Below are 25,011 nucleotides of genomic sequence, written 5' to 3'. Positions count from 1 at the left end.
GGTGAACGCGGGCTGGCGGCTGAGCTGTTGACCGGTGCGCGACGTCCCTCACGTGCGGCTCCACTTCTGCCCGGCCTGACCGTTGCAGGTCCACAGGACCAGCGGGGTTCCGCTCGCGGTGCCGGATCCGTTGACGTCCAGGCACAGGCCGGCGTGGACGTTGCGGATCGACCCGTCGGCCTGCATGGTCCACTTCTGGTTGTTCTGGCCGTTGCAGGGCCAGGTGATGACCCGGGTGCCGTTGGCGGTGCCCTGGTTGTAGGCGTCCAGGCACTTGTCGCCGAAGACTCTGATCTCGCCGCCCGCCCATGTGGTCCACAGCTGGTTGGCGGCCGTGTGACAGTCCCAGATCAGTACCGTGGCCCCGGCCGCGGTGGAGGCGTTGTCGACGTCCAGGCAGCGTCCGGAGGCGTTGCCGCGCAGCCGGGAGGTGGTGGCCGGCAGCGGGCTGCCACCGGTCAGGCGGAACGCGGCCACTCCGTGCGCGGGGACGCTCGCCGAGATCTGCCCGGAGGTGCTGGACGTCCCGCCGGTCCACAGGTCGGTGAGGGTGAACGGCCCGCCGGAGAGGCCGGCTTCGGCGGCAGTGGTGGTGATGGTGGTGGCGCTGCCTCCCCGGTTGAACAGGCCCACGGCGACCGAACCGTCGGACAGGGGCTTGGCGAACACCTCGGTGTCGCCGTCGTCGCGTACCCGACGTCCGCCCGCGCCCAGCGAGTCCTGGTTCACGGCCAGCAGACGCGGGTTGCGCAGGATGGCACTGACGTCGGCGGACATGGTGCGGATGTCGTTGCCGGCCATGAGCGGGGCGGCCATGAGAGCCCACAGGGCGAAGTGGGAGCGGGACTCGGTCAGTGACAGGCCGGGACGTCCGACGACGAGCATGTCGGGGTCGTTCCAGTGTCCCGGGCCCGACTGCGCGGCCAGTGGCGCGGTGACGTCCAGGACGTTGCCGACGCCCATCGGGTAGCTGTTGGTGTTGCTGTTCTGCCAGATGTCGAGCAGGTCCTCGGTCGTCCGCCACAGGTCGGCGACCTCGCCCCAGTTGTGCTTGTCGCCGGTGGGGGCGTGGAAGCTGTTGGGGTTGATGCTGTAGACGATCGGGCGCCCGGTGGCACGCAGGGCGTCGCGCATCAGGGTAAACCGCGCGACCTGCTCGGCGAGGGTGCCGCTGCCGGAGCACCAGTCGTACTTGAGGTAGTCCACGCCCCATGAGGCGAACATGTTTGCGTCCTGGACCTCGTGGCCCTTGCTGCCGGTGGAGCCGGGGTAGGTGCCCACGCCCTGCGCGCAGGTCTTCTCGTTGGGCGCCTGGTAGATGCCGAACTTCAGGCCCTTGCCGTGGAGGTAGTCCCCGAGCGCCTTCATGCCGCTGGGGAACTTCGTCGGGTTGGCCCGCAGGTTGCCCGCCGCGTCGCGCTGCGGGTCGAACCAGCAGTCGTCGACGACGACGTACCGGTAGCCGGCGTCCCGCATACCGGAGGACACCATCGCGTCGGCGGCCTGGCGCACCTGCGTCTCGGTGATCCCGCAGCCGAAGCTGTTCCAGCTGTTCCAGCCCAGGGGTGGGGTGGGTGCGGGGCTGCCAGGGGCGGCCGAAGCGGTGGAGTGGGCGGAGGCCGTGAGGGACGCGGCGACCGCCAGCGCGGTGGCCGCGAAGACACGCAGCAGTCGTCTGCCTGAGGGTCGGGGCACCGTGGGCTCCTTTCGGGGAGGGCGCCGCGGACCTGCCCACCGAAGGCGCCCCGCGAGCGGCTCGGCGCTTGACGCGTTCGTCGACAGGCCGTGACAGACAGCGGATGACCGATGGGGAGGACTGAGCCATGGCGCGTATTCGACACTTGCCCGTGCGTTCGAAATTTCGGTCGACTTTCGGATCGTAATTTCTCCACGGATGCTAGAGGGAGTCCTGGACATGTCAACACCGTATGGCCAGTCAGCTCACCATCGGCACCGTGGTCGACCATCTCCGATGGCCCGTCAGACAGACTCTCCGCCGATCTTGAGGCCACTCCGAAATCGAAACATTTCGATGATCTCAACGAATCCTGCGAGAAGCATTGACGGGATGTACCAGCCTCCTAGCATCCTGGATGCTCGACTCCCAGTCGGCGTTCACGCTCTCGAACGAGCAGGCTCGACCCACCCCCACAGCGCTCCCTCGCAGAGAGAACGACACATGGATATGTCATGCCCTCATCAACACTTGGATCGCCGCCGGGCACTGACCGCCGGCGGCGGCCTGGTCACCGGCGCCTTCCTGGCTCTGGCGGGCCCCGCCCCCACCGCCGCCTCCGCTCCCGCGCGGTCGCCGGTCCACACCGCCGACGCGCAGTACATCAACCCGGTGATCTGGCAGGACTTCGCGGACATCGACGTCATCCGCGTCGGTGACGCCTTCTACGCCTCGGCCTCGACGATGCACTACTCGCCGGGCGCACCCGTGCTGCGCTCGTACGACCTGGTGAACTGGGAGATAGCCGGTCACTCGGTGCCCGTGCTCGACTTCGGCGGCAAGTACGACCTGAACGGTGCCCGTGGCTACGTCAGAGGGATCTGGGCGTCGTCACTGGCCTACCGTCCGAGCAACAGGACCTTCTACTGGCTCGGCCAGATCGACTTCGCCCGGACGTACGTCTACACCGCCACCGCAGCCGAGGGGCCGTGGAGCAGGCTGACGACGATCAGCACTCCGTACTACGACGCGGGGCTGCTCGTCGACAGCGACGACACCCTGTACGTGGCGTACGGCAACACCACCATCAGCGTGGCCCAGCTTTCACCCGACGGCCGTAACCAGGTGCGCACACAGCAGGTGTTCACCACACCGTCGAGTGTCGGCACCCTCGAGGGCGCCCGCTTCTACAAGATCAACGGGCAGTACTACATCTTCCTGACCCGCCCCGCCAACGGCCAGTACATCCTCAAGTCGTCGAGCGGCCCCTTCGGTCCGTACACGATGCGACAGGTCCTCCTCGACCTGCGCGGACCGATCCCCGGCGGTGGTGTCCCGCACCAGGGCGGGCTGGTACAGACGCAGAACGGCGCCTGGTACTACATGGCCTTCGTCGACGCCTACCCCGGCGGCCGGATGCCCGCCCTGGCACCCGTCACCTGGACCTCGGACGGCTGGCCGGTCGTGCAGCTCGTCGACGGCGCATGGGGCACCTCGTATCCCAGCCCGGCCGTGCCACCTCCGCCTCGCCCGGTGACTCCCATGACCGGCGTCGACACCTTCGACGGGCCCGCCCTGAAACCGCGATGGGAGTGGAACCACAACCCGGACAACACCAAGTGGTCGGCCGGCAACGGGCTGACCCTGCGGACCGCGACCGTCACCAACGACCTCTACTGGGCCCGCAACACCTTGACGCACCGCATCCAGGGCCCCACCTCCACCGCCACGGTCCAGCTCGACCACTCCGCGATGCGGGACGGCGACCGCGCCGGACTCGCGCTGCTGCGCGACTCCTCCGCCTGGATCGGCGTCAAGCGCGACGGCGGAGTGTCACGGGTGGTGATGGTCAACGGGCTGACCATGGACGGCAATTGGAACACGACCGGCACCGGCGGAGAGGCCGCGAGCGCGGCCCTCTCGGGCAGCCGCGTCTGGTTGCGCGCGACCGCGGACATCCGCCCCGGCACCGGACGCCTCGGCACCTTCTCCTACAGCACCGACGGCACCACCTTCACCCGCCTCGGCCCCGCCTTCTCCCTGGGCAACGACTGGCGGTTCTTCATGGGCTACCGGTTCGCCCTCTTCAACCACGCCACGCGGGCGCTGGGCGGCGCGGTCCGCGTCACGCGCTTCGAGCTGTCCACGCCCTGAAGCGGACCACCGGTCGCACTCCGACCTGTGGAGCCCACCGACCGCACCACGCCTGAGGAGGTCCGCCGACCGCAACCACACCCCCCACCCACTCCACGAGGAGAACCATGAACCCGCTGAAGAAACGGCTCGGCTGTCGCCGGGCCTCGGTCCTAGGCCTGCTGGCCGCGACTCTCCTGGTGACACCCGGGACCGCGACCGGCGCGCCCGACGCCGTGAAGGCCTCCACGCTGGGCGCCCAGGCGGCCCAGTCCGGACGGTACTTCGGAACGGCCGTGGCCGCGGGCCGGCTCGGCGACGGCACGTACACCGGCATCCTGGACCGTGAGTTCAACTCGGTCACGCCCGAGAACGAGATGAAGTGGGACACGACCGAGCCCTCCCGCGGCTCGTTCAACTTCGGCCCGGCCGACCAGATCGCGAACCGCGCGCAGGCCCGCGGTCAGCGCCTGCGGGGCCACACCCTGGTCTGGCACTCCCAACTGCCCGGCTGGGTCAGCTCCATCAGGGACGCGAACACCCTGCGCGGCGTGATGAACAACCACATCACCACGGTGATGAACCGCTACAAGGGCCGGATCCACTCCTGGGACGTGGTCAACGAGGCCTTCGCCGACGGCCCCAGCGGCCAGCTCCGCGGCTCGGTCTTCCGGGACGTGCTGGGCAACGGATTCCTGGAGCAGGCGTTCCGCACCGCGCGCTCCGCCGACCCGGCGGCCAAGCTCTGCTACAACGACTACAACATCGAGAACTGGAGCGACGCCAAGACCCAGGGTGTCTACCGCCTGGTCCGCGACTTCAAGGCGCGCGGCGTACCCATCGACTGCGTCGGCCTCCAGGCCCACTTCGGCGCCGGCGGCCCGCCCGCCAGTTTCCCGACCACGCTGTCGAACTTCGCCGCCCTCGGCGTGGATGTCCAGATCACCGAACTGGACATCGCACAGGCGTCGCCGACCGCGTACGCCAACACGGTCAGGGCCTGCATGAACGTCGCCCGTTGCAGCGGCATCACGGTCTGGGGAATCCGCGACAGCGACTCCTGGCGGGCCTCGGAGAACCCGCTGCTGTTCGACCGCAGCGGCAACAAGAAGTCTGCGTACAACGCGGTGCTGACGACGCTGGGCGGCACGCCCGCCACCACCAGCGGCACGCCCACCACGACGCCCGCCACCACCAGCGGCACGCCCGCCGGCCCGCGCGGCACCACCAACGCCGCTGCTCTGCCCAGCCGTTACTCGTGGACTTCCAGCGGCCAGCTGATCTCGCCGAAGTCGGACGCCACCCACAACATCGCCGGGATCAAGGACCCGACGGTCGTGCAGTACAACGGCAAGTACCACGTGTTCGCGAGCGTCGCCAGCTCCTCCGGCTACAACCTCGTGTACCTGAACTTCAGTGACTGGTCCCAGGCCGGCTCGGCCACGCACCACTACCTGGACCGCAGCGCCATCGGCCGCGGGTACCGAGCCGCACCGCAGGTCTTCTACTACGCGCCGCAACGCCTGTGGTACCTCGTGTACCAGACCGGCAATGCCTCGTTCTCCACCAACCCCGACATCAGCAACCCGAACGGGTGGAGCGCGCCGCGCAACTTCTACTCGTCGATGCCCGACATCATCCGTCAGAACATCGGCAACGGTCACTGGGTCGACATGTGGGTGATCTGCGACAGCGCCAACTGCTACCTGTTCTCCTCCGACGACAACGGACACCTGTACCGCTCGCAGACCACCGTGGGCCAGTTCCCGAACGGCTTCACCAACACCGTCATCGCGGCCCAGGACTCCAAGTACGCCTTGTTCGAAGCGAGCAACGTGTACAAGGTGCAGGGCAGTAATCAGTATCTGCTGCTCGTCGAAGCCATCGGATCGGACGGCCGGCGCTACTTCCGGTCCTGGACCTCGGGCAGTCTCGCCGGCTCCTGGACCCCCTTGGCCGCGTCCGAGAGCAACCCGTTCGCACGGGCGAGCAATGTCTCCTTCCCGTCGGGCGCCTGGACCCGGGACATCAGTCACGGCGAGATGATCCGTGCCGGCTACGACCAGACGCTGACCATTCCCGCATGCCGGCTCCAGTACGTCTACCAGGGCATGAACCCCAACGCGGGCGGAGACTACAACCTCCTCCCGTGGCGGCTCGGCCTCCTGACCCAGACCAACTCGACCTGCTGACCGGCCCTGCCGTGGGGAGCGCTTCCGATGGCAGCGCTCCCCATCCTCACCGCCGACCTTCGGACGCACCCCCGTCAAAAGAAGCCGAGGTACCCTTCATGCGCCGCAGACTCCTCGCCCTGGTGGCAGCACTCTCCTCGCTGCCGCTGCCGCTGGCGCTCGCCACCGCCCCGACCGCCCACGCGGCCGACCCGACGACCATGACCAGCGGTTTCTACGCGGACCCTGACTCCAGCGCGAAGCGGTGGGCCGCCGCCAACCCCGGTGACGGCCGGACGCCCGCGATCAACGCCTCCATCGCCAACACGCCGACAGCCCGCTGGTTCGGCTCCTGGAGCGGCACCATCGGCACCGCCACCGGCGCGTACGTGGGCGCCGCGGACGCCCGGGACAAGCTGCCGCTCCTCGTCGCGTACAACATCTACAACCGCGACTACTGCGGCGGGCACTCCGCGGGTGGAGCCACCTCGCCGGCCGCCTACGCGAACTGGATCGCCCAGTTCGCGGGCGGGATCGCGGGCCGTCCGGCCGTCGTCGTCCTCGAACCCGACTCTCTCGGGGACTACGGCTGCATGACCCAGGCCCAGATCGACGAACGCGAGAGCATGCTGACCGGAGCACTCGCCGAGTTCAACCGCCAGGCTCCCAACACCTGGGTCTACCTCGACGCCGGCAACCCGGCCTGGGCGAGCGCGGCGACCATGGCCGTGCGCCTTCACGAAGCCGGCGTCCGGCAGGCCCACGGTTTCTCGCTCAACGTCTCCAACTACCTGACCACGGCCGAGAACACCGCGTACGGCAACGCCGTCAACAGGGAACTCGCCGCCCGGTTCGGCTACACCAAGCCGTTCGTCGTGGACACCAGCCGCAACGGAAACGGCTCCAACGGCCAGTGGTGCAACCCTTCGGGCCGGCGCATCGGCACCCCCACGCAGCTGGGCGGAGGCGCCGAGATGCTCCTGTGGATCAAGGTTCCGGGCGAGTCCGACGGCAACTGCGGCGTGGGAACCGGCTCCTCGGCAGGACAGTTCCTTCCGGAGGTCGCCTACAAGATGATCTACGGCTACTGATCCGGGAGCCGCTCGGGCGCGGCTCCGCGGGCCGAGGCGCAAAGACGACGGTCCCGGCCAAGCGGTTTCGCCCGGAACCTGCTCTGGCCGAAGCACACTACGAGGCGGCCCTCGGAGTGGATCGGCTCGCGCTATCCGCGGCATGGGTGGGGACGGGTTCTCCTTGCGAAAACCATTGGTGCCCGGCTTGCTCCTCTGATGGACTCACGTCCCGCCGTGAGCCTGCTGTGTGACGGAGGTAGTGGTTGTGACGGAATATGACGTGCTTGCCGAGGTGTACGAATGGCTCATCTCGGATGCAAAGCTGCCTCCCGCCGAGTTCGCTGCGTCGTTCGACGACGTCCTCAGTCTCCTGCCGTCGAACGCTCACGTCCTCGACTGTTCGTGCGGAACCGGACAGTTGGCGGTTGGCCTCGCCGGTCGTGGCATGCAGGTTGTCGCAACTGACGCCAGCGAAGCGATGGTTCGCCGGACTGCGGAGCTGTCTGAGGAGTTCGGGGCCTCCGTCCGAACCGTGCGGGCGAGCTGGGAAGAGTTGCCCGATCATTTCGAGGACGCCACGTTCGAAATGGTGTTCTGCGTCGGCAACTCGCTTCACCATGCCGCGGGCGCGACAGGCAGGGGTGCTGCTCTGGAGTCGATGTCACGGCTTCTGCGCCCTGGCGGGCGCTTGGTGCTCACATCCCGCACTTGGGAACTCGTGAGGGCCAGAGGCTCCCGGCTGGACATCAGGGACCGACTCGTCCGACGGAACGGTCGCGATGCCGTCGTGGTCTACCGCTGGGAGATTGCGCCGCATTGGGAGGATGAGCACCACATCGAGATCGCGATCGCCCAAGTTGATGCGACCGGGCTGGTTCTTGTCCGCTCGGAACTGCTGTCCTGCTGGCCCTACCGGTACGAGGAACTCGAAGTCGAGCTGGACCGGGTCGGACTCCGGACGGAAGTGAGCACGTTCGATCTTGAGGCCGAGGACTACATGGTGGTCGCGAGCAAGGTATAGATGCGTCAACCCTTCATGGCGCACCTGGACACCCGGCGGTGAGCCGTCGGCTGCGGTGTCGTGACTGGATTGCCGAGCTGAAGGCGGACACCCCATTACTTCGAAAGGATGCCTAGTCGAAGCGCTTCGCATCGGTTCGCCCCGGCCGTCGGGCGCCTCGTCGCGGCGTTCCGAGGAAGGTACGCCCCTGGCCCTCCCCGCCCTTCCTCAGAAGCGCTCCTGTGCATGGCCCGGAAGGCCCGCACGGCAGGCGGCCGGCACCGGCCTCCCTCAAGCCTCGACCAGCGACCTCTCCCCCGCGGACCGTCTCCCGCAGACCGGATAGGCCGACGACGCCGTCCCGCCCGACCTCCTCGACCAGGACGTAATCGGCCCCCGACGGCCGTACCTCTCCTTCGGGGGCACGTCTCTCTTCGCATCGCCGTCACCCACCTCCGCACCGCTGCTCGGACGGCTTCGTAACGGCCCCGCCGTTGCCGTGTCCAAGGAGCCCATGAACGGGCACAGGTCGGCGAGCGGCAACGGACACCTGAAGCGATCCGAGACGGCCGTCGACCAGTTCACCAACGGCTTCTCCGACACCGTCATCGCAGCCCAGGACTCCAACAGATACGCCCTGTTCCAAGCAGGCAACGTCTACAGGATGCAAGGCAGTGACTGATGTCCGTGCACGGGCAGACAACGTCACCATCCCGGCGGCGCCTGGACACGCACGACCCCGCCGGGACACATCGTTGGTGCGCTCGGGCAGGGGCCCGGACGTGGCGTTCTCGCCCGGTGCAATGCCGACGGCTTGCAGCTTGCGGCCGCCCCGGGGAGATGGACTTGCCATATTTGTGAACCAGACCGTCCACGCAGCAGGGGCGGTTCTTGTTGCGCTGGAGGGGAGACAGCAGTGCGGCCCGGCCGCCGTCCTGACGGCCGGCGTAGCGGGCTGGACCTCGTTGCGCGGTGCGTCACCCGTTCAAGACGAGCGGGCCCCGACCTTCGAGACCCGCCGTCCCCACGGGTGTCCCGTGAGGTATGGCACGGAGGCGGGCCCACATCGGCGGAGGCACTGCGGCTGCTGTCGACCGAGGACGCGCAGGCCCCGCCCCCGGTCGCTCCGGCACCCGGCCACCCGGCCCCCCCCCCGAACGCACCAGCCAAAGCGCCATGGAGCGGGAGCCGATCTAGGCTGGAAGCAGCCGCTGGAACCAGCCCTGACGGGCACGGCTGTCCGGACGGAGGCGTGGTGTGTGGAGATGGCCGACAAGCAGGATGCCCCCACTGCCGCTGTCGTGGTGGACCCGGACGGCTTGGTGAGCGGCTGGAGCGAGGGGGGCCGGCTGCTGCTGGGCTGGACGGCGGAGGACACCGTCGGGCGCCCCGTGACCGACCTGCTGGTCGATCCCCCGCCCCCCGGCTTCCCCGAGGGCTACGGCGCCGGCCCCGACCCCACGGGGTTCATCCCCCTGCGCCACCGGGACGGTTCCACGGTGGACGCCGTGGTGACGGCTCACCCGCTGCTCGGCCCCGACGGGCGGGCGCTGGGCCACGTAATGACCATCCAGCGTTGGGGACGCCGTCCGGTGATCGCCGACCGGGCATTCGAGCAGTCTCCCTTCGCTCTGGGCGTATACGACCCTGAGCTGCGGTTCCTGTGGATCAACGCCTCCTCGTGCCGGGTGATCGCGCACTCCGAGGAGCAGGTGCTCGGCAAGAAGTACCGCGAGGTGCTTCCCGAATTCGACCGCACGTTGTTTCCCGAAAGGGACGACAAGCCCTACACCGACGCTCTCGCCCAAGTGGCGAGGACGGGCGAGCCCACGCGTCTGATCACCGTCTTCCGCCCGCGCGGCAGCGACTACGCCAACGCCTGGGCCACCAGCATCTGGCCCGTCCGGGATGCCGAGGGCAGGGTACGCGGGATCGCCAACTGGGGATTCGACATGAGCGCCGAGTACTGGGCTCGGCAACGCCTGCTCATCCTCAACCAGGCCAGCGGCGGCATCGGCCGGACACTCGACGTGATCGGCACGGCCCAGGAGCTGGCCATGACCCCGGTGCCGAGATTCGTCGACCTCGTCAGCGTGGATCTCTTCGACGAGGTACTGCACGGTGAGGAACCGCCCTCCGTGTCCGCGTTCGCGCCCGGCGAGACGATCAGGCTCAGCCGTGCCGCCCAGCACAGTGCGAAGGACGGCGCCGACCGGGCTCCCGGGCCCACGAAGCCCGTCACGCACCGACCCGATTCCGTCGCCGCCCGCTGCATGGCCACCGGCAGGTCCACGGTCGAGCTCGCCGCTGACCCCGGCCAGGGCGGCGAGTGGGCCTTCGGGCCTGGGCTCGCCGCCGACCCGGCCCACTGGCCACCGGGCAACCCGGTGATCGACGAGTCCATCGCCGCGGACGGGCTGACCGGCCGGATCACCGTGCCGCTCCGGGCGCGCGGCGCGCTGCTCGGCGTCGTCGCCTTCTCCCGCCTCGACCGGCCCGAGGCCTTCACCGCCGACGACCTGATCCTCGCCGAGGAGCTGACCGCCAAGGCAGCCGTCGCCATCGACAACGCCCGCCGGTACTCGCGCGAGCGCGCGACCGCGCTGACCCTGCAACGCAGCCTTCTGCCGCAGGGGCTGCCCGTCCAGGAGGCGGTCGAGGTGGCCTCCCGCTACCTGCCCGGCGGGACCGAGGCGGAAGTTGGCGGTGACTGGTTCGACGTCATTCCGCTGTCAGGTGCACGGGTCGCCCTGGTCGTCGGCGATGTCGTCGGTCACGGACTGCACGCCTCGGCCAGCATGGGCCGGCTGCGTACGGCGGTCCGCACCCTCGCCGACGTCGACCTGCCGCCGGACGAGCTGCTGACCCACCTGGACGACCTGGTACTCCACCTCGCAAGCGACCTCCAGCCCGACAGCCACTTCCAGCCCAGCGGCGAGTCCGGTGCCACCTGCCTGTACACCGTCTACGACCCTGTCTCCCGGCGCTTCACGCTGGCGAGCGCCGGCCATCCGCTGCCGCTGATCGTCTCTCCGGACGGCACCAGGACACCCGTAACCGCACAGCCGGGACCGCCGCTCGGCATCGGTGGGCTGCCCTTCGAGGCCACCGAACTCGAGCTGCCCGAAGGCAGCCTGCTCGCCCTCTACACCGACGGGCTGGTGGGAAGCCGCGAGCTCGACGTCGACCAGCGGATCACCGAACTGCAGCGGGTCCTGGAACACTCGGCGACCTCGCTGGAGGCCCTGTGCGACACGGTGATGGACGTCATGCTCCCCGAACACCGCACCGACGACGCCGCCCTGCTGCTCGCTCGCACGCACGCACTGGATCCCCATCACGTCGCCGACTGGGACGTCGAGCCCGAACCCGCGCAGGTGCCGCGCATCAGGAAGTTCGCCGTCGACCAGGTGGACGCCTGGGGCTTGGAGGAGGCGGCGTTCGTCACCGAGCTGGTCGTCAGCGAGCTGGTCACCAACGCCATCAGATACGGCGAGCCGCCGATCAGGCTGCGGCTGATTCGCGACACCTCGCTGATCTGCGAGGTGTCCGACGCCAGCAGCACAGCTCCGCACCTGCGCCGGGCTCGCGCCTTCGACGAGGGCGGCCGGGGCCTGTTGCTCGTCGCCCAGCTCACCCAAGGGTGGGGCACCCGGCACACGACCAACGGCAAGACGATCTGGTGCGCGCAGACCCTCCCCCAGCCTGAGCCACGCTGAGAGCCAAGCCCACGAACCGTCGCCGGCCGCGCGGCAGGGCACGGCAACGGCACTGCACGTACGGCGCGGGAGCCCGCAGCCTCGCGAGTCCCTGGTCGGATCCGTGCTGCTCTTGGTGGCTCGGTGCCGTCACCACCCTGTCGGCAGACCGGCGATGAACGAGGTGAGCCGGTCGGCGATGAGTCGGTCGTCACGGGCCGAGTAGTGCCAGTCGCAGCCGAGGAAGTCCAGGCCCGAGTCGTCGAGGAACCAGTAGCGGACCCGGCTGTCGCCGGCGTCGTTGCGCGCCCTGACCACCTGCTGGACATGACCGGCGTACTGGCCGGCGCCGACCGCCACGATGGTCGTGCCGGCCCCGTAGCGCGATCGCAGCTTCTGGATGAAGTCGCCGTAGGCGGCGCGGTAGCCGGCCGCGAGGCTGTCGGACGTCCACGGCTCACCGGGGTTGATGGCGGTCGAGAAGTCGTTGGTGCCGAGGTTGACCACCACGACCTGGGGGCGCCAGGTGCCCGGGTTCTGCCAGACGTCGCCGGGCTCGTTCAGCAGGGCACGATCGTAGAAGGTCCGGTAGGTGACGTCCGGGGAGCCTCCGTTGTAGTTGCGGACCATGCCAAGGCCCGAGTAGCCGTTGATCTGGTAATCGGCGTTCAGTTGCCGGGCGGTGAGGGCACCGTAGCTCACGTCGGCGTTGGTGGTCCGCTTGACCTGGTCCCCGGTGCAGATGCGGGTGGTCGAGAGGTTGCCGTAGCCCACCGTGAGGGAGTCGCCGATGAACTCGATCTGGCGGTTGCGGGCGGCCGGTTCGCTCAGGACGGCACCGCCGGGCGCGGCGACGAAGCCTCCGAACGTGCTGGTGTCCCATGGGGTGTCGTTGCGCTTGACGAGCCGGACGGTGTGGGTGCCGTTGGACAGGCCGTTGATCCAGTGCGTGGTGTTGCCGGGTGTGACGAGTGTGGCGACGGTGGTTCCGTCGATCTGGACGTCGTAGTCGGCGACCGGGTCATTGAGCACGATGCCCACTCCGGTGCCGCTGACGCGGCCCTCGAAGTACACGCCGGGCCAGCTGTACTGCACCCTGTTCCCGGCGTCCTTGACCCGCCCCGCGGTGTGGACCTGTGCGAGCACTCCCCTCGGGCGGACCAGTTGCCCCTGCTGGTTGGCGCCGCCCCGGTCGGCGAACTGCCCGACCTTGTCGCCGTCCGCGGTGGAGGCGTTCGGCACCTCGACCGCCTTGCCGCTGTTGCGGTTGACCAGCGCATATGACGCGCTCGTGTCCACGGTGGCCGCCTGTGCCGTCCCGACGGCACCCAACCCGGTCAGAAGCGTTGCCATCAGAGCGGTCACCGCGGCGAGCACGGCCGTTCGCCTCCCGCGTCGCCGCCACGGAACGCTGAGTGTCGTATACGTGCCCTGCATCCTCGTCTCCTTCACTGAGTGCGTCAGCGCCTGGTCACGGATCACCAGCAAGCGGCGGGCCTCATCGGCGGTCACCGCCGATCACGCGTCAACGGCGAGGCCTTCGGATGGCCGCCATGAGTCGCCGTCCCTGACGCCCGGAGCACGAGCGGGGTGAAGCGCGCTCGGCTCAGTACCGCGGAGCAGCCCCGAGTTGGCGCCGTCGCGGATCTCGATCGCGCTCCCACCATGCGTATCGGCGGTGCCCGCACGTGCCCTCCCGGGGTGACGCGCCGTCGGCTCGGAGAAGACGTCTGAGACGTCTGGTCACTCCAGGCGCTCCGGACGCGATTCTCCGGCGCACACCCTATTGTCGAAGCGCTTCGAATGTAACCGGCTGCGACGCTTCGATCTCAGATCCGTAGGTATGGAGGTACGGCGGACGATCGGCGGGGCGGTGTCGTGGCGCTTGATCACTTGATCCGGGCTCTCAAACGATGCGGCACGTCTGTCGCGTTGCGCGACGCACGCATCGGCATCGCTGCGGGCGAACAACCGCGGTGTCCGGAAACGCGCAGATCACGCCACGTGAGTCCGGCCGCGCGCGACCAGGTGGTCGGTCGTCTCCCATGTTCCGCCGAGGTCCAGCAGGCGCTCCCCGGGCGGAGCCGCCTCGCCGTCCGCCCAGGCGACCTGGATCGCGCAGTTCGCCCTCGGGTCGCCAACCGCCCGGCCGACTTCCTCATCGCACCGGACTCCCTCCCGGACTACGTCTGCACGTCCCAGGCCGACATCGACGAGCGCGAGGACGTCATCGCCGGCGCCCTCGGCCGTTCAGCAGTTCCAGCGCCGGGTCAAGGACGAGAGCCGTCCTCCATCTTCTCGAAGAAGAACTCGTGCTTGAGGAAGGAGACGTCGTATTCGTGACCGGCCTGAGGGGGCAGCAGTTGGGAGGCCTGGAACAGGCGCCACCCGTCGAGCAGGGCGGCCAGCCCCGTGGGATAGGGCGGCTCGTCGCTGTCACCGGTCGTCGGCTGGGTCCGGCCGGTCCCGTCGTATTGGGACCAGCCCACGACGTGGGAGTCCAGCGTCGACGTCGAGAGATAGAGGACCAGAACCCGCTGCCTCATGCGTGACTCCTCAGGGTGGGCCGGTTGCTGACGCGCGTGACCCAGTAGTCGACATCGAACGAGTCGTCACCGGTCAGGGCGCGCCAAAGGAGAACCCGGTTGTAGATCTCCAGTCGGGCCGTGGCCTGTTCGTACCAGGGGAGGTACGTATTGAGTTCCGCGGTCACCGCAGGGTCGTTCAGGTCGGAGACGTCCCACAGGCGCACCTGCGGCACGGTCGGGTTGAGGCGGAGTTTGTACATGTAGCGACGGCCCGCGGTGTCGTTGCGGCGGCCACTGTGCCAGATGCCGTGGTGCACGAGAACGACCGTGCCCGCCGGGCAGGTCAGCCGGGTCTGGCCCCTGAGGTTCTGGACGCGGCCGACGTCCGTCTCGTTGATCCTGCGCAGATGGCTTCCGGGCACGCTGAGGGTGCCGCCCATCTCGGCGGTCACCTCGTGCGGGTAGTACATGAGCTGGATGTCGAACGCATCCGGCCGCACGTCGATGATCGCGTCTCCGTGGAGCGGCTGCGCCTGTCCCTCGTGCGGCTCGCGCACATGAACCGCATGATGGTCGACGGTCGGCCCGGGGCCGACCAGGCTCTCGACAGCGCCTGCGACGACCGGCAGGGCGAGCAGCTCGTGGACGAAGGTGTCCCGCGCGAACGCCTCGCCCAGCGCAGTGCCGTAGGACACTTCCGGCAGGGCCTCGGTCAAGGCCGCGATGGCCCGTTCATTGATCTCCTGCGGCACCACCCCGTCCAGGCGCAGGAATCCCTGCGCGACGAAGCGCGCCACCTGAACCGATGTCAGGAGTTGCTTGCTGGTTGACATGCGACGAACGTACGTGTCACGTCCGGGCCCGTCGTGGGCTGAAATCGTCCAGTGCTGGTAGTTTTCCGTCCTCGTGAAGCACGTGACACTACGGCTCGACGAGGCGCCCACCGTGGTCGACGCCGGCATCGGGGTGCACGGCGTCTCCACCGCCCACGACGTCTTCCGGCTGCCCGACCTGTGGCAGCTGCACCTCTACAACTACGAGGGTGCACTGTCCCTCGGGCAGTCGGTCCACCCCCTACGCCCCGGCCACGTCAGCCTCGTGCCGCCGAACACGGAGGTGCACTTCCACTACCGGGGCAGATCGGAGCATTTCTACGTCCACCTGCGGCTGCACGACGGCGGAACCGCGCGGGTGGTGCCGCTGATGCAGGACGCCGCGGCCGAGAGCACACGCCTGGCCGATCTGCTCCGACACGCCGTGACGGCCATGCCGACCTCTCCATCGAGGGCCACGGCCGAGGTCTGGGCCGCTCTGTGGCGCGTCGCCGAGTTGCCGAGGGGCGATGGAGCCGGGCGCCGCCACCCCTTCGTGGCAGCCGCCCAGGCCTACGTCGAGGAGCACCTGGCCGGACCGCTGTCCGTACCGGACATCGCTCACGCCGTCGGAATCTCCCACACACACCTCACGCGCGTGTTCCGTGCCGAAACCGGCCTCACGGTCGTGTCGTACATCCGGCACCGACGCCTTCAACGCGCCCGCCACCTCCTGTTGTCCTCCACCCTGTCCATCACCGCCATCGCGGCGGCCGTGGGCATCGCCGATCTCCAGGCCTTCAACAAGGCCTGCCGCCGTGAACTCGGCGCGAGCCCACGTGACGTACGTGCGGCTGCCCCTGCGGGGCCGGACGGCCCAGGCCCTCGGCACCGTCAAGGACGTCACCGGACCCCGCCCTGGACGCAAGCGGCATCACCTCACCGGCAAGGCGTGCAGGGAAGTCAGGAGGAGCCGAACAGGCCGCCCGCGACACCGCGGGCGGCCTGCTCCTCAGGTTCGATCTACTGATTGACCGTCAGCTCGCCTCGCTCGTACGGCGCTTGCGCGCGAAGTACACCGCGGCGGCACCGATCGCCGCGACCGCGAGGCCCGCACCAGCGAGTACGGGCGTGCTGCTCGACGCGCCGGTCTCGGCGAGATCGCCGTTCGCGGTCAGGCTGTTCGCCCCCGTGCCCGTGCCGGGCGCCGGAGTGGCGGACTCGCTGGGGATGGTGGACTCACCCGCGCCGGGCGAGGCCGGCTCGCCGGGCGTCGGGGACTCACCCGCGCCGGGCGCGTCGTTCGCAGCGAGCTGCGCCGCGAAGGCTGCTGCGATCACCTGGTGGCCGTCGGCGTTGGGGTGGGGGTCCTTCTTCGTGCACGCCCAGGTCAGCTGGCAGATCTTGGCCACGTTGGCCGGCACCTCGCCCGCGCCGGGCACGTTCACCTGGGTGGTGAAGTCGTCCGAGGAGAAGGCCCCGGCCACGTCCGCCACCTTGAAACCGGTGGACTTGTACACCTGGGCGATCCCGGCGTTGGCGGCCCCGACCAGGGTTGCCGACTCCTTGGCGGCCTGCTGCCCCGGGGCGCCCTGCAACCAGGCCGCCAGGAACGGGTTCTGGTACGTCGAGCCCACGAACTGGGTGTTCTCCGTACCCGCCTTACGGAGCGCGCCCGCGATCTGCGCGAGGTTCTTCGCCATGGCCTGGCTCCGGCTGTTGAGGCACGCCCCGTCGAGGGTGCCGGCCGGGCTGACGCAGTTCAGCAGGATGTCGTTCGCGCCCACGCTGACGGTCACGTAGGCGACCTTGCCGGGGTGCTGGGCCATGGCCTTCAGGGCGGCGTCCAGCTGGGACTTGGCGTTCGGGTAGTCGCACTTCCCGCCCTGGATCAGGGACTCGGTGGTCTCGGCGGTGCAACCGAGGCGTATGTGCTTCAGCCCGGGGGTGCGCTGCTTGAGCTGCGTGTAGAGCTGGTCGGTGTAGGCGACGTCGGTGTCCTTGTCCACGTCCGGCTGGTAACCGGAGGCCAGGGAGTCACCGAGCGAGATGTAGTACGTGGCGTCCTTGACGTTGGTCGCCTCGTCGGCGGCAGCCAGCCCGGGCGTGCTCAGCACGACCGTCACAGCTGAGACGGCCAACGGGGCAGCGAAACGCTGAAAAGATCTCATCACTTACGTGCGCTTTCCAGTTGTTGGGGGGTTTGCGTGCCGAAACGGATTGGCATGAAGCATGGCTGGAAGCAGCGAAACTCAGCCGCAACGGTTTTCGGGCACCAAAAGAAAGCCTGGTGAAGGCTTGGGGGGAATTCTCCCTCCGCGGCCCGCGGGATCTGCCCGACTTCGCCTCGGAGGTGTGGACGTCAACGTAGCAAGGCCGACATCAACTTGGGCAGGGGAGATCGACAACGTGACGATAACAAAGACACGTGTAACCACCAGAAAGGCTCGAGCGGTCGGGAATTGGTCACGAGACTCACCCGTAGCCATTCATTGAGTGATCAACCAAGCAGTTAATCTCCCTCGCAGCAGCCCGACCACCTGCACGAACCGAGCCACTCCGGAAAGAGCACAGACTCTACGGTCGGCTACCGACCACCCTTGGGGCTGATGGAGAGCACCACGGTCGCCCCTTTCGTTCGGCGGACCGAACAGCCGCGTTCGGTGAAAGTTCTTCCGGAGGTCCGACCGGCCGACCCATTCCACGGCCAGGGACGGCAACACACGGCAGATCCACTCGAGATCGCCTTATCGAATTCATCGATGAGCGGTACGAGCACTTTGACGGCCGGTCAAAATCGGCTGAGCGCTGTCCCATAAATGATCTACGACGGGTTCGTTGACCTGCCTGCCCCTTCGTCACCCGGCGAGGGCGAGGTTGTGTAGGCGGGCGATGCCGAGCATCGCGTGGTGGACGCCCTCGCCCTTTGAGACGGCAGTCGCGGAGGATCTTCCAGGTCTTCATCCGGGCGAAGGCGTGCTCGACGCGGGCACGGACCTTGCGGTGAGACGCGTTGTGTTCCTCTTTCCAGGGCGGGAGTGCGGTCTGGCCAGGTTCGCGGCGGTGCGGGATGACCAGGCCGGTGCCGCGGTAGCCGCCGTCGGCGATCACGGTGGCGGTGCCGACGGCGTCGTTCGCTCCGGACAACTCCCACGTTTCACCCTGACATCTGTCAGGTGCCCGCCCGGCAACGCCCCCTGGTAGGCATGTGACATGTCAAACAGAGCCAGGAAGGGAACCGCCATGAGGAACAAGCTCCGCAACCTGCTGGCCGTGGCCGCCGTCGCCGCTGCGACCGGCGCCACCGTGCTCACGGGCGCGACCGGCGCCTCCGCCGCCGCTCAGGCGGACTGGGCCGGCTGCCCGGACGGCAACGTCTGCATCTACGCCGAGGGCCGCTACAGCAACATCGGCGCCGGAGACATCACCAACAAGTACTTCCGTTACGGCACCTACAACCTGTCGAACCAGGTCAACCAGCACTGGGTCCTGAACAACCAGAACGGCCCGTTCGAGGACGCGTACGTGAAGCTGTGCACCGGTTACAACGGCACCGGCGACTGCAGCAAAGTGCTGGGTCCCGGCTACGGGGAGTACCTGAACCTGACCCCGATCAACTCGATCGTCCTGTACCGGTAATTCCCAGCGGTCCCGCGATCTCCTCCGCCATCTCCCGGCCCGCCTCGAACTCCAGCGTCTCGTCCCCCATGGCCTGGTCGGTGTCGAGGCGCTTGCCATCCCCGTCTGCGCAGCGGCAGTTGGCGCTCCGAGAACGACGTCGACGGTGGCGAAGACGTGCCGGAGGACACTGGCGGTGAGGACGGCCAGGAGCAGGACCTCGTTCCGACGGTCGGTGGCCGCGGCAGGGGGAGTACTGCGGTTCAGCGAGGAACGCGACCCGGCCGTCCTCACCCAGTTCGTCCGCTTCCTGCCGAAGGTGTAGTGCACGGTCGCTTGTCCCACCCCGAGCTCGGTGGCGATGGCGCGGGTACTGCCGGCGGCGACACCCTCCCTGGCCATGAGAGCGATTGCCGCCTTGACCAGCTGTGGACGGCGCTCCGCCGCGGACACATGGGCCATGACACGATCCTTTTCGACTCAGACTGCCGGACAGCTCGCTCGGCAGAGCAACGGCACATGACATCGGCCGCTCCGGGGCCGGCGGCCGGTCGGACGGGGCCACTTGGCCCGGGCGAACCCGCCACTGGTCACCGGCCCCCGGCCGGAGCATGCGCCGCCCGTCAGAGGGCGGTCCTCTGCGCCTCGGAGCGGAGCAGCGTGTTGAGGTTGGCCATGGACGTGCGGATGCCGGCACGCATCGCGGGCTGCTGTATGGAGTCGAGGAGCAGACCCAGCGGACCGAGGCCGATGGTGTACTCGACCTGGTAGAGCATCTCCGTCCCCTCCCGGCCGTCGGCACTCTGCACCGGGCGGAACTCGAAGATGTTGGTGACGTCCTGGAGGGGGGCGAAGCCGGTGCCGGTGTCGACGCGGCGCTTGAAGGGCTCGATCTCCTTGACGGTCCAGACGGAGTCGGTCTTGAGCGGGCCGAGGGTGCGGTTGCGCTCGGAGTAGGTCTTGCCGACGGTGGCGACGCCGTGGTGGTCGGTGACCTCGATGGCTCCGGCGACCCACTCGGCGTACCGGTCGGTGCGGGAGATGACGTCCCAGACCCGTCCGAGGGGGGCGTCGATGACGGTGGTCTCGGTGACGACGAAACGGTTCATGGCAGGGTTCCCTTGCTTGTCGGTGCTTCTTGCGCTCAGATCTGGTGGAGGAGTTCGGTGGCGGTGTGGCGGCCGGAGCGGACGGCGCCGTCCATGTAGCCGTTCCAGTAGGGGGAGAACTCGGCGCCCGCCCAGTGCACGCGGTGGTGGGGGCGGCCCATCCACTGGCCGTAGTCGCTGAGCACGCCGGGGGCGGCGACGGAGGTGGGGCCGCCCTGGGTCCACTGCTCGGCGGTCCAGTCCTGCTCGACGTAGTCGACCGTGTCGAAGGCGCGGTCCCCGACGACCTGGGCGAAGCAGCGCAGGACGGCGCCGCGGCGTTCGACGGCCGGACGGTGGGCCCACTTGCGCCATTCCCTGCCGCCGAGGAAGCCCATGAGGACGCCGGGTCCGCCGTCGGGCGGGGTGTTGTCGAACATCTCGCGGATGGGGGATCCGCCGCGCAGCAGGCCCATGCCGGACAGCCCGTCCTCGCGCCAGAACGGCTTGTCGTAGACGGCGACGCACTTCATGAGGGTGCCGAACGGCAGCCGCTGGAAGAGCTGGTCCTGCTGGGCGGGCAGCAGCGGGTCCCACACGATCCGCGAGGCCACCAGCGGCGGTACGGCGACGATCACCCGCTCGGCCCGCCAGTCGCCGGCGTCGCAGACCACGGTGACGCCGGTGGAGTCCTGGCTGATGCGCCGCACGGGCGCCGACAGATGGACCCGGCCGTCGAGTTCCTCGGCGAGGCGCTGGGCGACGAGTTGTGAGCCGCCGACGAACCGGCTGTCCTGGGCGCCGCCGGTGGTGCCGGTGCCGCGTTCCATGGTGCCGGGGTGGGTCTCGTTGCCGAAGGTGGAGACGTACCAGAGGCTGAACAGGGCGGAGGCGTCGCGGGCCTCGCCGCCGTAGGCGGAGTTGAGGAAGAGGTTGATCATGTCGACGGCGTCGCCGGTGATCTCGGCCTTGCGCAGCCAGGTCTCGTAGGTCATGCCGTCCAGTTCGCGGGCGTCGGGGGCCCGCCAGGGGGCGGCCGGGTCCACCTTGGCCGCGGCCTGGCCGATGCGGGCCAGGGCGATGCCCATGTCGGGCAGCGCGAACAGGTCCGGCGGGGTGTGCCCGGTGAACCGCTTGGCCTTGCCGTCGTTGACGTAGACGGTCTCGCCGGGGACGGCGGCCTGGTAGGTGTCCACGCCGACCTCCTTGGCCAGCGCCAGGATGTGGTCCTGGGTCGGACCCACGAACTGCCCGCCGATCTCGGTCACTTGCCCGTCGCCGAGGTGGTGGTTGAGCAGCCTGCCGCCGACCCGGTCCCGGGCCTCCAGCACGGCCACCGACTTGCCGGCCGCCACCAGTTCACGTGCCGCGGTCAGACCGGCCAGTCCCGCGCCGATCACCACCACATCTGCCCTGCGGGCCCGGTGCGACGTGGCGATGTCCTTGTCCTGCGTGCTGCTCATGATCACTCCTTGCCAATGGGGGGTCCCGGCGCTGCGGAAGTGCTCCGTGGGGGGATGCGGCACAGGCACATGGCCTGTGACCTGGCCCTTCCCGGGGGCGGTGTGCTCCGGTGGCCATCACCATACAGATGACATGGTCGCCTGACAATGTCAGCAATTCAAGTTAATCGACTTGAGCGTGCGACTTGAGCAAGTGATAAAGTCAGTGCTCGAAGCAGCCCGGCCGCCGCCCACCGCACCGGAATGCCTCATGCCCGTGGCCGCTCGCCGACGCGGGCCGACCGGTTCCGTCTCTCGTTCCGCGTCCGCGACGCGACGTGCGGGAATCCCTTACAGACCTTGGGAGTTCGTCATGGCTGTCCTGCTCCATCGGCTGGGCCGCAGTGCCTTCCGTCATCGCAAGCTGGTGCTCGGCATCTGGCTCGTCGTCCTCGCCGCTCTCATCACGTGCGTCGGGGTCTTCGGCGGTAAGCTCGACGACCGCTTCACCGTGCCCGGGACCGAGTCGCAGCGCGCTCTGGACACGCTCGGCAAGACGCTGCCCGAAGCCTCCGGAGTGAACGCCCAGATCGTCTTCACCGCACCCGAGGGCAGCCGGGTCACCGACGCCCGCTTCACCGCGGCCATCGCCGGAGCCGAGGTGGCGGCCGCGAAGGCGCCCCAGGTCAGCGCCGTCATGGGCCCGGCCGCCACCGGCGCCGTCTCGGCCGACCGGAGCACGGCGATCATGCAGGTGCAGTACTCCGTTCAGCGAGCGGAGGTGCGCGCCTCGTCCCTGGACGCCATCGAGCGGGCGGCCGAGTCCGCGGAGAAGAACGGGCTGAAGACCTCCGTCGGCGGCAGTGTCTACGGCAGCAACGGCGTGCACATAGGCCCGTCCGAGATCATCGGCGTCGCCGTCGCCGTGCTCGTCCTCGTCGTCACCTTCGGCTCCCTGCTCGCCGCGGGCATGTCGCTGCTGCCGGCCCTGCTCGGTGTGGCCGTGGGACTCGCCGGGCTGCTCGCCCTCGCTCCGGCGGTCAGCATCTCCTCCACCGCGGTCACGCTCGCGCTGATGCTAGGGCTGGCCGTGGGCATCGACTACGTCCTGTTCATCCTGTCCCGCCACCGCCAGCAGCTCGCCCGCGGCACCGATCCGCAGGAGTCCGTGGCGCTGGCCACCGGCACGGCCGGCAGCGCGGTGGTCTTCGCCGGCAGCACCGTGATCATCGCCCTGGCCGCACTCAGCGTCATCGGCATCCCGTTCCTGACCGTGATGGGCCTCGGTGCCGCCGCAGCAGTCCTCGTCGCCGTCCTGGCCGCGATCACCCTGGTCCCGGCCCTCGCCGGATTCGCCGGCACCCGGCTGACCCCGAAGCCCGGCAGCAAGGCCGCCCGGCAGGCCACCGACCCCGACGGGGTCGCCGGACGAACCACTCTGGGCGCCCGCTGGGTGAAGTTCGTCGTCGCCAAGCCCCTGCTCACCGTCCTGGCCGTCGCGGGCCTCCTCCTCGCGCTCGCCCTCCCGGCCGCCGACCTGCGCCTGGCCCTGCCGGACAACGCGTCGGCCCCGGTAGGCTCCACCGAGCGCAAGGCCTACGACACGATCGACGACAAGTTCGGCCCCGGCTTCAATGGCCCGCTCCTGGTGCTGACCGAGACCGGCGACGGGCCCGGCGCGCAGGCGGGCTCCGAGGTCGCCCGCGAGCTGCGGGACCTCAAGGGGGTCAAGGCGGTGCTGCCGGCGGTTCCCACGCGTGACTCGGCGCAGACCGTGATCCAGGTCGTCCCCGAGAGCGGCCCCGACAGCGTCCGCACCGACCGGCTCGTCCGCGACATCCGTGCCGTGGCCCCGGAACTGCGCGAAACCACCGGAGCGAGGGTCTCCGTCACCGGCACCACCGCCGTCAACATCGATGTCTCCAACCGCCTCAGCGACTCCCTGCTGCCGTTCGTCGCGATCGTCATCGGACTCAGTCTGATCCTTCTGACCATGGTGTTCCGCTCGCTGGTCGTCCCCCTGAAGGCCGCCGTCGGATTCCTGCTCTCGGTGGCGGCCTCGCTCGGCGTGGTCGTCGCCCTGTTCCAGTGGGGCTGGCTGGCGGAAACCCTCGGCCTTGCCCACACCGGTCCCGTCGTCAGCTTCCTGCCGATCATCCTGATCGGCGTGCTCTTCGGACTCGCCATGGACTACGAGGTGTTCCTCGTCTCCGGGATGCGCGAGGAGTGGGTCCACACCGGCGTGGCCCGCCGCTCGGTGACCGACGGCGCGCGGCACAGCGTCCGCGTCGTCACCGCGGCCGCCCTGATCATGTTCACCGTCTTCGCCGGGTTCTTCCCGCTCGACGACGCCCTGATCAAACCCATCGCCTTCGCGCTCGCCGTCGGCGTCGCCGTCGACGCCTTCGCCGTCCGCCTGACCCTCGTCCCAGCCGTCCTCGCCCTCGCCGGACGACACGCCTGGTGGCTCCCCGCCTGGCTCGACCGCGCCCTGCCCGACCTCGACGTCGAGGGCACGCGCCTCCAGCAGGCCCCGGAGGCAGAGCACAAGGAGCCCGAGCCGGTCTCCTGAACAGGCCGCGCACCCGGCGGATCCGCCGCCGCGCGCAGGGGCCCTGGCCCGGAGGGGATGCCCACCTCCGGGCCAGGGCCTCGTCCTGCATCCGGAGGGAACTTCGCCGAGTCCCTTGGGGACAAGTCAAGCGAGCAAACGCCTCGACGATCAGACGTCTCTTCAACTCAGCATCGAGTAAAGCGCCTTCAAACCACTGGATGTTCAACAGGGTTACTTTCGAAGTGCTTCGATCATGCGGTGTACGCCCAAGTCGGCCACGTGTCACAAGGGGGCGCAGGTGCAGGCACAGCTGTCACGCATCCTGGGGCCGATCGAGATCAGCGACGGCGCACCCCGGGTACCGGGCCTTGCTCAGCGAACGATCCCGTGGTCCACGTGTTGCGCAGCCGCAGCAGTTACAAGCCGGTTGCGAGGTCGAGGTGCCCGGCCACATCGACCTGGGCGTGCGTCCCGGCCTGCACATAACCGAGCATCGCCACGGGAGCAGCGACCTCCGCTCCTCGTAGGCCGACGATCTCCCGCCATTGACCGGGAGTTATCCCACCGAACTGCCCGGACAGAGAACTGGGCCGTACTTGCCCGACGGACTCCTCGCGCCCGGTCCGTGCACCGGCGGGCCGCACGAGAACGTCGTACGAGGCACGGAAGTCGGCGTCGGCGGACGCCTCCATCGGCGCCACGCTAGGGAGCGGCACCCTCCACCACATCCACCAGGCCCACTAGCGGTGTCTAACGGCCAGGCGGCGGGCGCGATCGACGCTATTCGACGCGCTTCGACAATGGCGTTCCGCAGGTGAAAGAAGTGTGTTTTCCTGCGCAGAGCATTGCTGTTCAGACATCCCATCATTACTGTCCCACGCAGACGCAAGCGCTTCGACACTTCGCCACTACGTCTGACAGGCCCGGCGCTTGAAAGGAATGGGGACCAAGCACCGTTCATGCAGTTCCTGAGCGCGCCACCTCGACGACACGAGCCACCCGCGATCGCGAGCAGCACCGCATGCGAACGGAGCGAAGGCGCCAACACGCCAGCTGATCGACCGTCTCGGCCGCATCGCTTTCGGTGGGGACTCCCACTGCGAGCAGTGGAAGGAACCACTTCGCCCAGGCCGGCCGCAAGCCGATCAGTCGGCCGACCGCGCAAGTACGTCGGACGGTGCTGAGTCGCGCCGTCCCGAGCCCGGACTCGTCGGCGAGC

16 protein-coding genes and 3 pseudogenes are annotated in these 25,011 nt (G+C 69.0%); 10 read left to right on the top strand and 9 right to left on the bottom strand.

Features of this window, described 5'->3' with window-relative positions; translation table 11 throughout:
* Nucleotides 1-48: 48 nt before the first annotated feature.
* Nucleotides 49-1,695: a glycoside hydrolase family 27 protein gene (locus ACFZBP_RS21160; protein WP_383460829.1), complete on the bottom strand. Its 1,647-nt coding sequence runs from the start codon at nucleotides 1,693-1,695 to the stop codon at nucleotides 49-51.
* Nucleotides 1,696-2,179: 484 nt separating this feature from the next.
* Between ACFZBP_RS21160 and ACFZBP_RS21155 the strand changes: the two genes are divergently transcribed.
* The 6 genes from ACFZBP_RS21155 to ACFZBP_RS21130 all read left to right on the top strand — a co-directional run bounded on the left by ACFZBP_RS21155 (nucleotide 2,180) and on the right by ACFZBP_RS21130 (nucleotide 11,771).
* Nucleotides 2,180-3,829: a family 43 glycosylhydrolase gene (locus tag ACFZBP_RS21155; protein ID WP_391415061.1), complete on the top strand. Its 1,650-nt coding sequence runs from the start codon at nucleotides 2,180-2,182 to the stop codon at nucleotides 3,827-3,829.
* 107 nt (nucleotides 3,830-3,936) lie between these two features.
* Nucleotides 3,937-6,000: a non-reducing end alpha-L-arabinofuranosidase family hydrolase gene (locus ACFZBP_RS21150; RefSeq protein ID WP_391415059.1), complete on the top strand. Its 2,064-nt coding sequence runs from the start codon at nucleotides 3,937-3,939 to the stop codon at nucleotides 5,998-6,000.
* A 98-nt stretch (nucleotides 6,001-6,098) separates the two neighbouring features.
* Nucleotides 6,099-7,070 (top strand): glycoside hydrolase family 6 protein, encoded by a 972-nt coding sequence (locus tag ACFZBP_RS21145; protein ID WP_391415056.1) that lies wholly within the window; start codon nucleotides 6,099-6,101, stop codon nucleotides 7,068-7,070.
* 247 nt (nucleotides 7,071-7,317) lie between these two features.
* Nucleotides 7,318-8,073 carry a methyltransferase domain-containing protein gene (locus ACFZBP_RS21140; RefSeq protein WP_391415133.1) on the top strand — a complete coding sequence of 252 codons (756 nt, stop codon included), beginning with the start codon at nucleotides 7,318-7,320 and terminating at the stop codon, nucleotides 8,071-8,073.
* A gap of 493 nt (nucleotides 8,074-8,566) precedes the next feature.
* A complete protein-coding gene (locus ACFZBP_RS21135) occupies nucleotides 8,567-8,734 on the top strand; it encodes a hypothetical protein (RefSeq protein WP_391415053.1) in 168 nt (55 codons plus the stop codon).
* Between the two features lie 583 nt (nucleotides 8,735-9,317).
* Entirely contained in the window at nucleotides 9,318-11,771 is a 2,454-nt protein-coding gene (locus tag ACFZBP_RS21130; protein ID WP_391415051.1) for a SpoIIE family protein phosphatase, read from the top strand.
* Nucleotides 11,772-11,900: 129 nt separating this feature from the next.
* Here the strand turns inward: ACFZBP_RS21130 and ACFZBP_RS21125 are convergent, their stop codons facing one another.
* From ACFZBP_RS21125 to ACFZBP_RS21115, 3 genes are all read right to left on the bottom strand, one after another.
* Nucleotides 11,901-13,103 carry a GDSL-type esterase/lipase family protein gene (locus tag ACFZBP_RS21125; RefSeq protein WP_391415049.1) on the bottom strand — a complete coding sequence of 401 codons (1,203 nt, stop codon included), beginning with the start codon at nucleotides 13,101-13,103 and terminating at the stop codon, nucleotides 11,901-11,903.
* Between the two features lie 917 nt (nucleotides 13,104-14,020).
* Nucleotides 14,021-14,296, bottom strand: a complete 276-nt coding sequence (locus tag ACFZBP_RS21120; RefSeq protein ID WP_391415047.1) for a hypothetical protein — start codon at nucleotides 14,294-14,296, stop codon at nucleotides 14,021-14,023.
* On the bottom strand, nucleotides 14,293-15,111 hold the full coding sequence (locus ACFZBP_RS21115; RefSeq protein ID WP_383460808.1) for a phytanoyl-CoA dioxygenase family protein: 819 nt from the start codon (nucleotides 15,109-15,111) through the stop codon (nucleotides 14,293-14,295). The genes ACFZBP_RS21120 and ACFZBP_RS21115 overlap by 4 nt, the downstream gene beginning before the upstream one ends.
* Nucleotides 15,112-15,193: 82 nt before the next feature.
* Here ACFZBP_RS21115 and ACFZBP_RS21110 point away from each other — a divergent pair.
* Nucleotides 15,194-15,946: pseudogene (locus ACFZBP_RS21110) on the top strand (helix-turn-helix domain-containing protein); the annotation flags it as partial.
* 181 nt (nucleotides 15,947-16,127) lie between these two features.
* Here ACFZBP_RS21110 and ACFZBP_RS21105 read toward each other — a convergent pair.
* Both ACFZBP_RS21105 and ACFZBP_RS21100 read right to left on the bottom strand, forming a co-directional pair.
* Nucleotides 16,128-17,216, bottom strand: coding sequence for a GDSL-type esterase/lipase family protein (locus ACFZBP_RS21105; RefSeq protein WP_391415131.1), 1,089 nt, complete (start codon nucleotides 17,214-17,216; stop codon nucleotides 16,128-16,130).
* 732 nt (nucleotides 17,217-17,948) lie between these two features.
* Nucleotides 17,949-18,282, bottom strand: a pseudogene (locus ACFZBP_RS21100) (transposase); the annotation flags it as partial.
* A gap of 51 nt (nucleotides 18,283-18,333) precedes the next feature.
* Between ACFZBP_RS21100 and ACFZBP_RS21095 the strand changes: the two are divergent.
* Together ACFZBP_RS21095 and ACFZBP_RS21090 are read left to right on the top strand one after the other, a co-directional pair.
* A complete protein-coding gene (locus tag ACFZBP_RS21095; RefSeq protein WP_383449180.1) occupies nucleotides 18,334-18,729 on the top strand; it encodes a hypothetical protein in 396 nt (131 codons plus the stop codon).
* A 175-nt stretch (nucleotides 18,730-18,904) separates the two neighbouring features.
* Nucleotides 18,905-19,033, top strand: coding sequence for a hypothetical protein (locus ACFZBP_RS21090; RefSeq protein WP_391415046.1), 129 nt, complete (start codon nucleotides 18,905-18,907; stop codon nucleotides 19,031-19,033).
* On the opposite strand, the pseudogene ACFZBP_RS21085 reads toward ACFZBP_RS21090, so the two are convergent.
* The 3 genes and pseudogenes from ACFZBP_RS21085 to ACFZBP_RS21075 all read right to left on the bottom strand — a co-directional run.
* Nucleotides 19,015-19,170, bottom strand: a pseudogene (locus ACFZBP_RS21085) (TetR family transcriptional regulator); the annotation flags it as partial. The gene ACFZBP_RS21090 and the pseudogene ACFZBP_RS21085 sit on opposite strands and share 19 nt — an antisense overlap.
* A gap of 161 nt (nucleotides 19,171-19,331) precedes the next feature.
* Nucleotides 19,332-19,817 (bottom strand): SRPBCC family protein, encoded by a 486-nt coding sequence (locus ACFZBP_RS21080; protein ID WP_383449179.1) that lies wholly within the window; start codon nucleotides 19,815-19,817, stop codon nucleotides 19,332-19,334.
* 35 nt (nucleotides 19,818-19,852) lie between these two features.
* On the bottom strand, nucleotides 19,853-21,259 hold the full coding sequence (locus tag ACFZBP_RS21075) for an FAD-dependent oxidoreductase (protein WP_391415044.1): 1,407 nt from the start codon (nucleotides 21,257-21,259) through the stop codon (nucleotides 19,853-19,855).
* A 352-nt stretch (nucleotides 21,260-21,611) separates the two neighbouring features.
* Between ACFZBP_RS21075 and ACFZBP_RS21070 the strand changes: the two genes are divergently transcribed.
* Nucleotides 21,612-23,810, top strand: a complete 2,199-nt coding sequence (locus ACFZBP_RS21070; RefSeq protein WP_391415042.1) for an MMPL family transporter — start codon at nucleotides 21,612-21,614, stop codon at nucleotides 23,808-23,810.
* The last annotated feature ends 1,201 nt before the right edge of the window (nucleotides 23,811-25,011 follow it).

It is taken from the genome of Streptomyces sp. NPDC008086 (assembly GCF_042957325.1).
Taxonomy (GTDB): Bacteria; Actinomycetota; Actinomycetes; order Streptomycetales; family Streptomycetaceae; genus Streptomyces.
The sequence above is the reverse complement of the archived record's forward strand: the minus strand, read 5'-3'. Positions and strand labels throughout refer to the sequence as shown.

Coding starts and splice junctions, on each gene's coding strand:
- ACFZBP_RS21145 (WP_391415056.1), top strand. CDS start 6,099: ATGCGCCGCAGACTCCTCGCCCTGGTGGCAGCACTCTCCTCGCTGCCG.
- ACFZBP_RS21150 (WP_391415059.1), top strand. CDS start 3,937: ATGAACCCGCTGAAGAAACGGCTCGGCTGTCGCCGGGCCTCGGTCCTA.
- ACFZBP_RS21070 (WP_391415042.1), top strand. CDS start 21,612: ATGGCTGTCCTGCTCCATCGGCTGGGCCGCAGTGCCTTCCGTCATCGC.
- ACFZBP_RS21120 (WP_391415047.1), bottom strand. CDS start 14,296: ATGAGGCAGCGGGTTCTGGTCCTCTATCTCTCGACGTCGACGCTGGAC.
- ACFZBP_RS21135 (WP_391415053.1), top strand. CDS start 8,567: ATGAACGGGCACAGGTCGGCGAGCGGCAACGGACACCTGAAGCGATCC.
- ACFZBP_RS21095 (WP_383449180.1), top strand. CDS start 18,334: ATGAGGAACAAGCTCCGCAACCTGCTGGCCGTGGCCGCCGTCGCCGCT.
- ACFZBP_RS21125 (WP_391415049.1), bottom strand. CDS start 13,103: ATGGCAACGCTTCTGACCGGGTTGGGTGCCGTCGGGACGGCACAGGCG.
- ACFZBP_RS21115 (WP_383460808.1), bottom strand. CDS start 15,111: ATGTCAACCAGCAAGCAACTCCTGACATCGGTTCAGGTGGCGCGCTTC.
- ACFZBP_RS21080 (WP_383449179.1), bottom strand. CDS start 19,817: ATGAACCGTTTCGTCGTCACCGAGACCACCGTCATCGACGCCCCCCTC.
- ACFZBP_RS21075 (WP_391415044.1), bottom strand. CDS start 21,259: ATGAGCAGCACGCAGGACAAGGACATCGCCACGTCGCACCGGGCCCGC.
- ACFZBP_RS21155 (WP_391415061.1), top strand. CDS start 2,180: ATGGATATGTCATGCCCTCATCAACACTTGGATCGCCGCCGGGCACTG.
- ACFZBP_RS21130 (WP_391415051.1), top strand. CDS start 9,318: ATGGCCGACAAGCAGGATGCCCCCACTGCCGCTGTCGTGGTGGACCCG.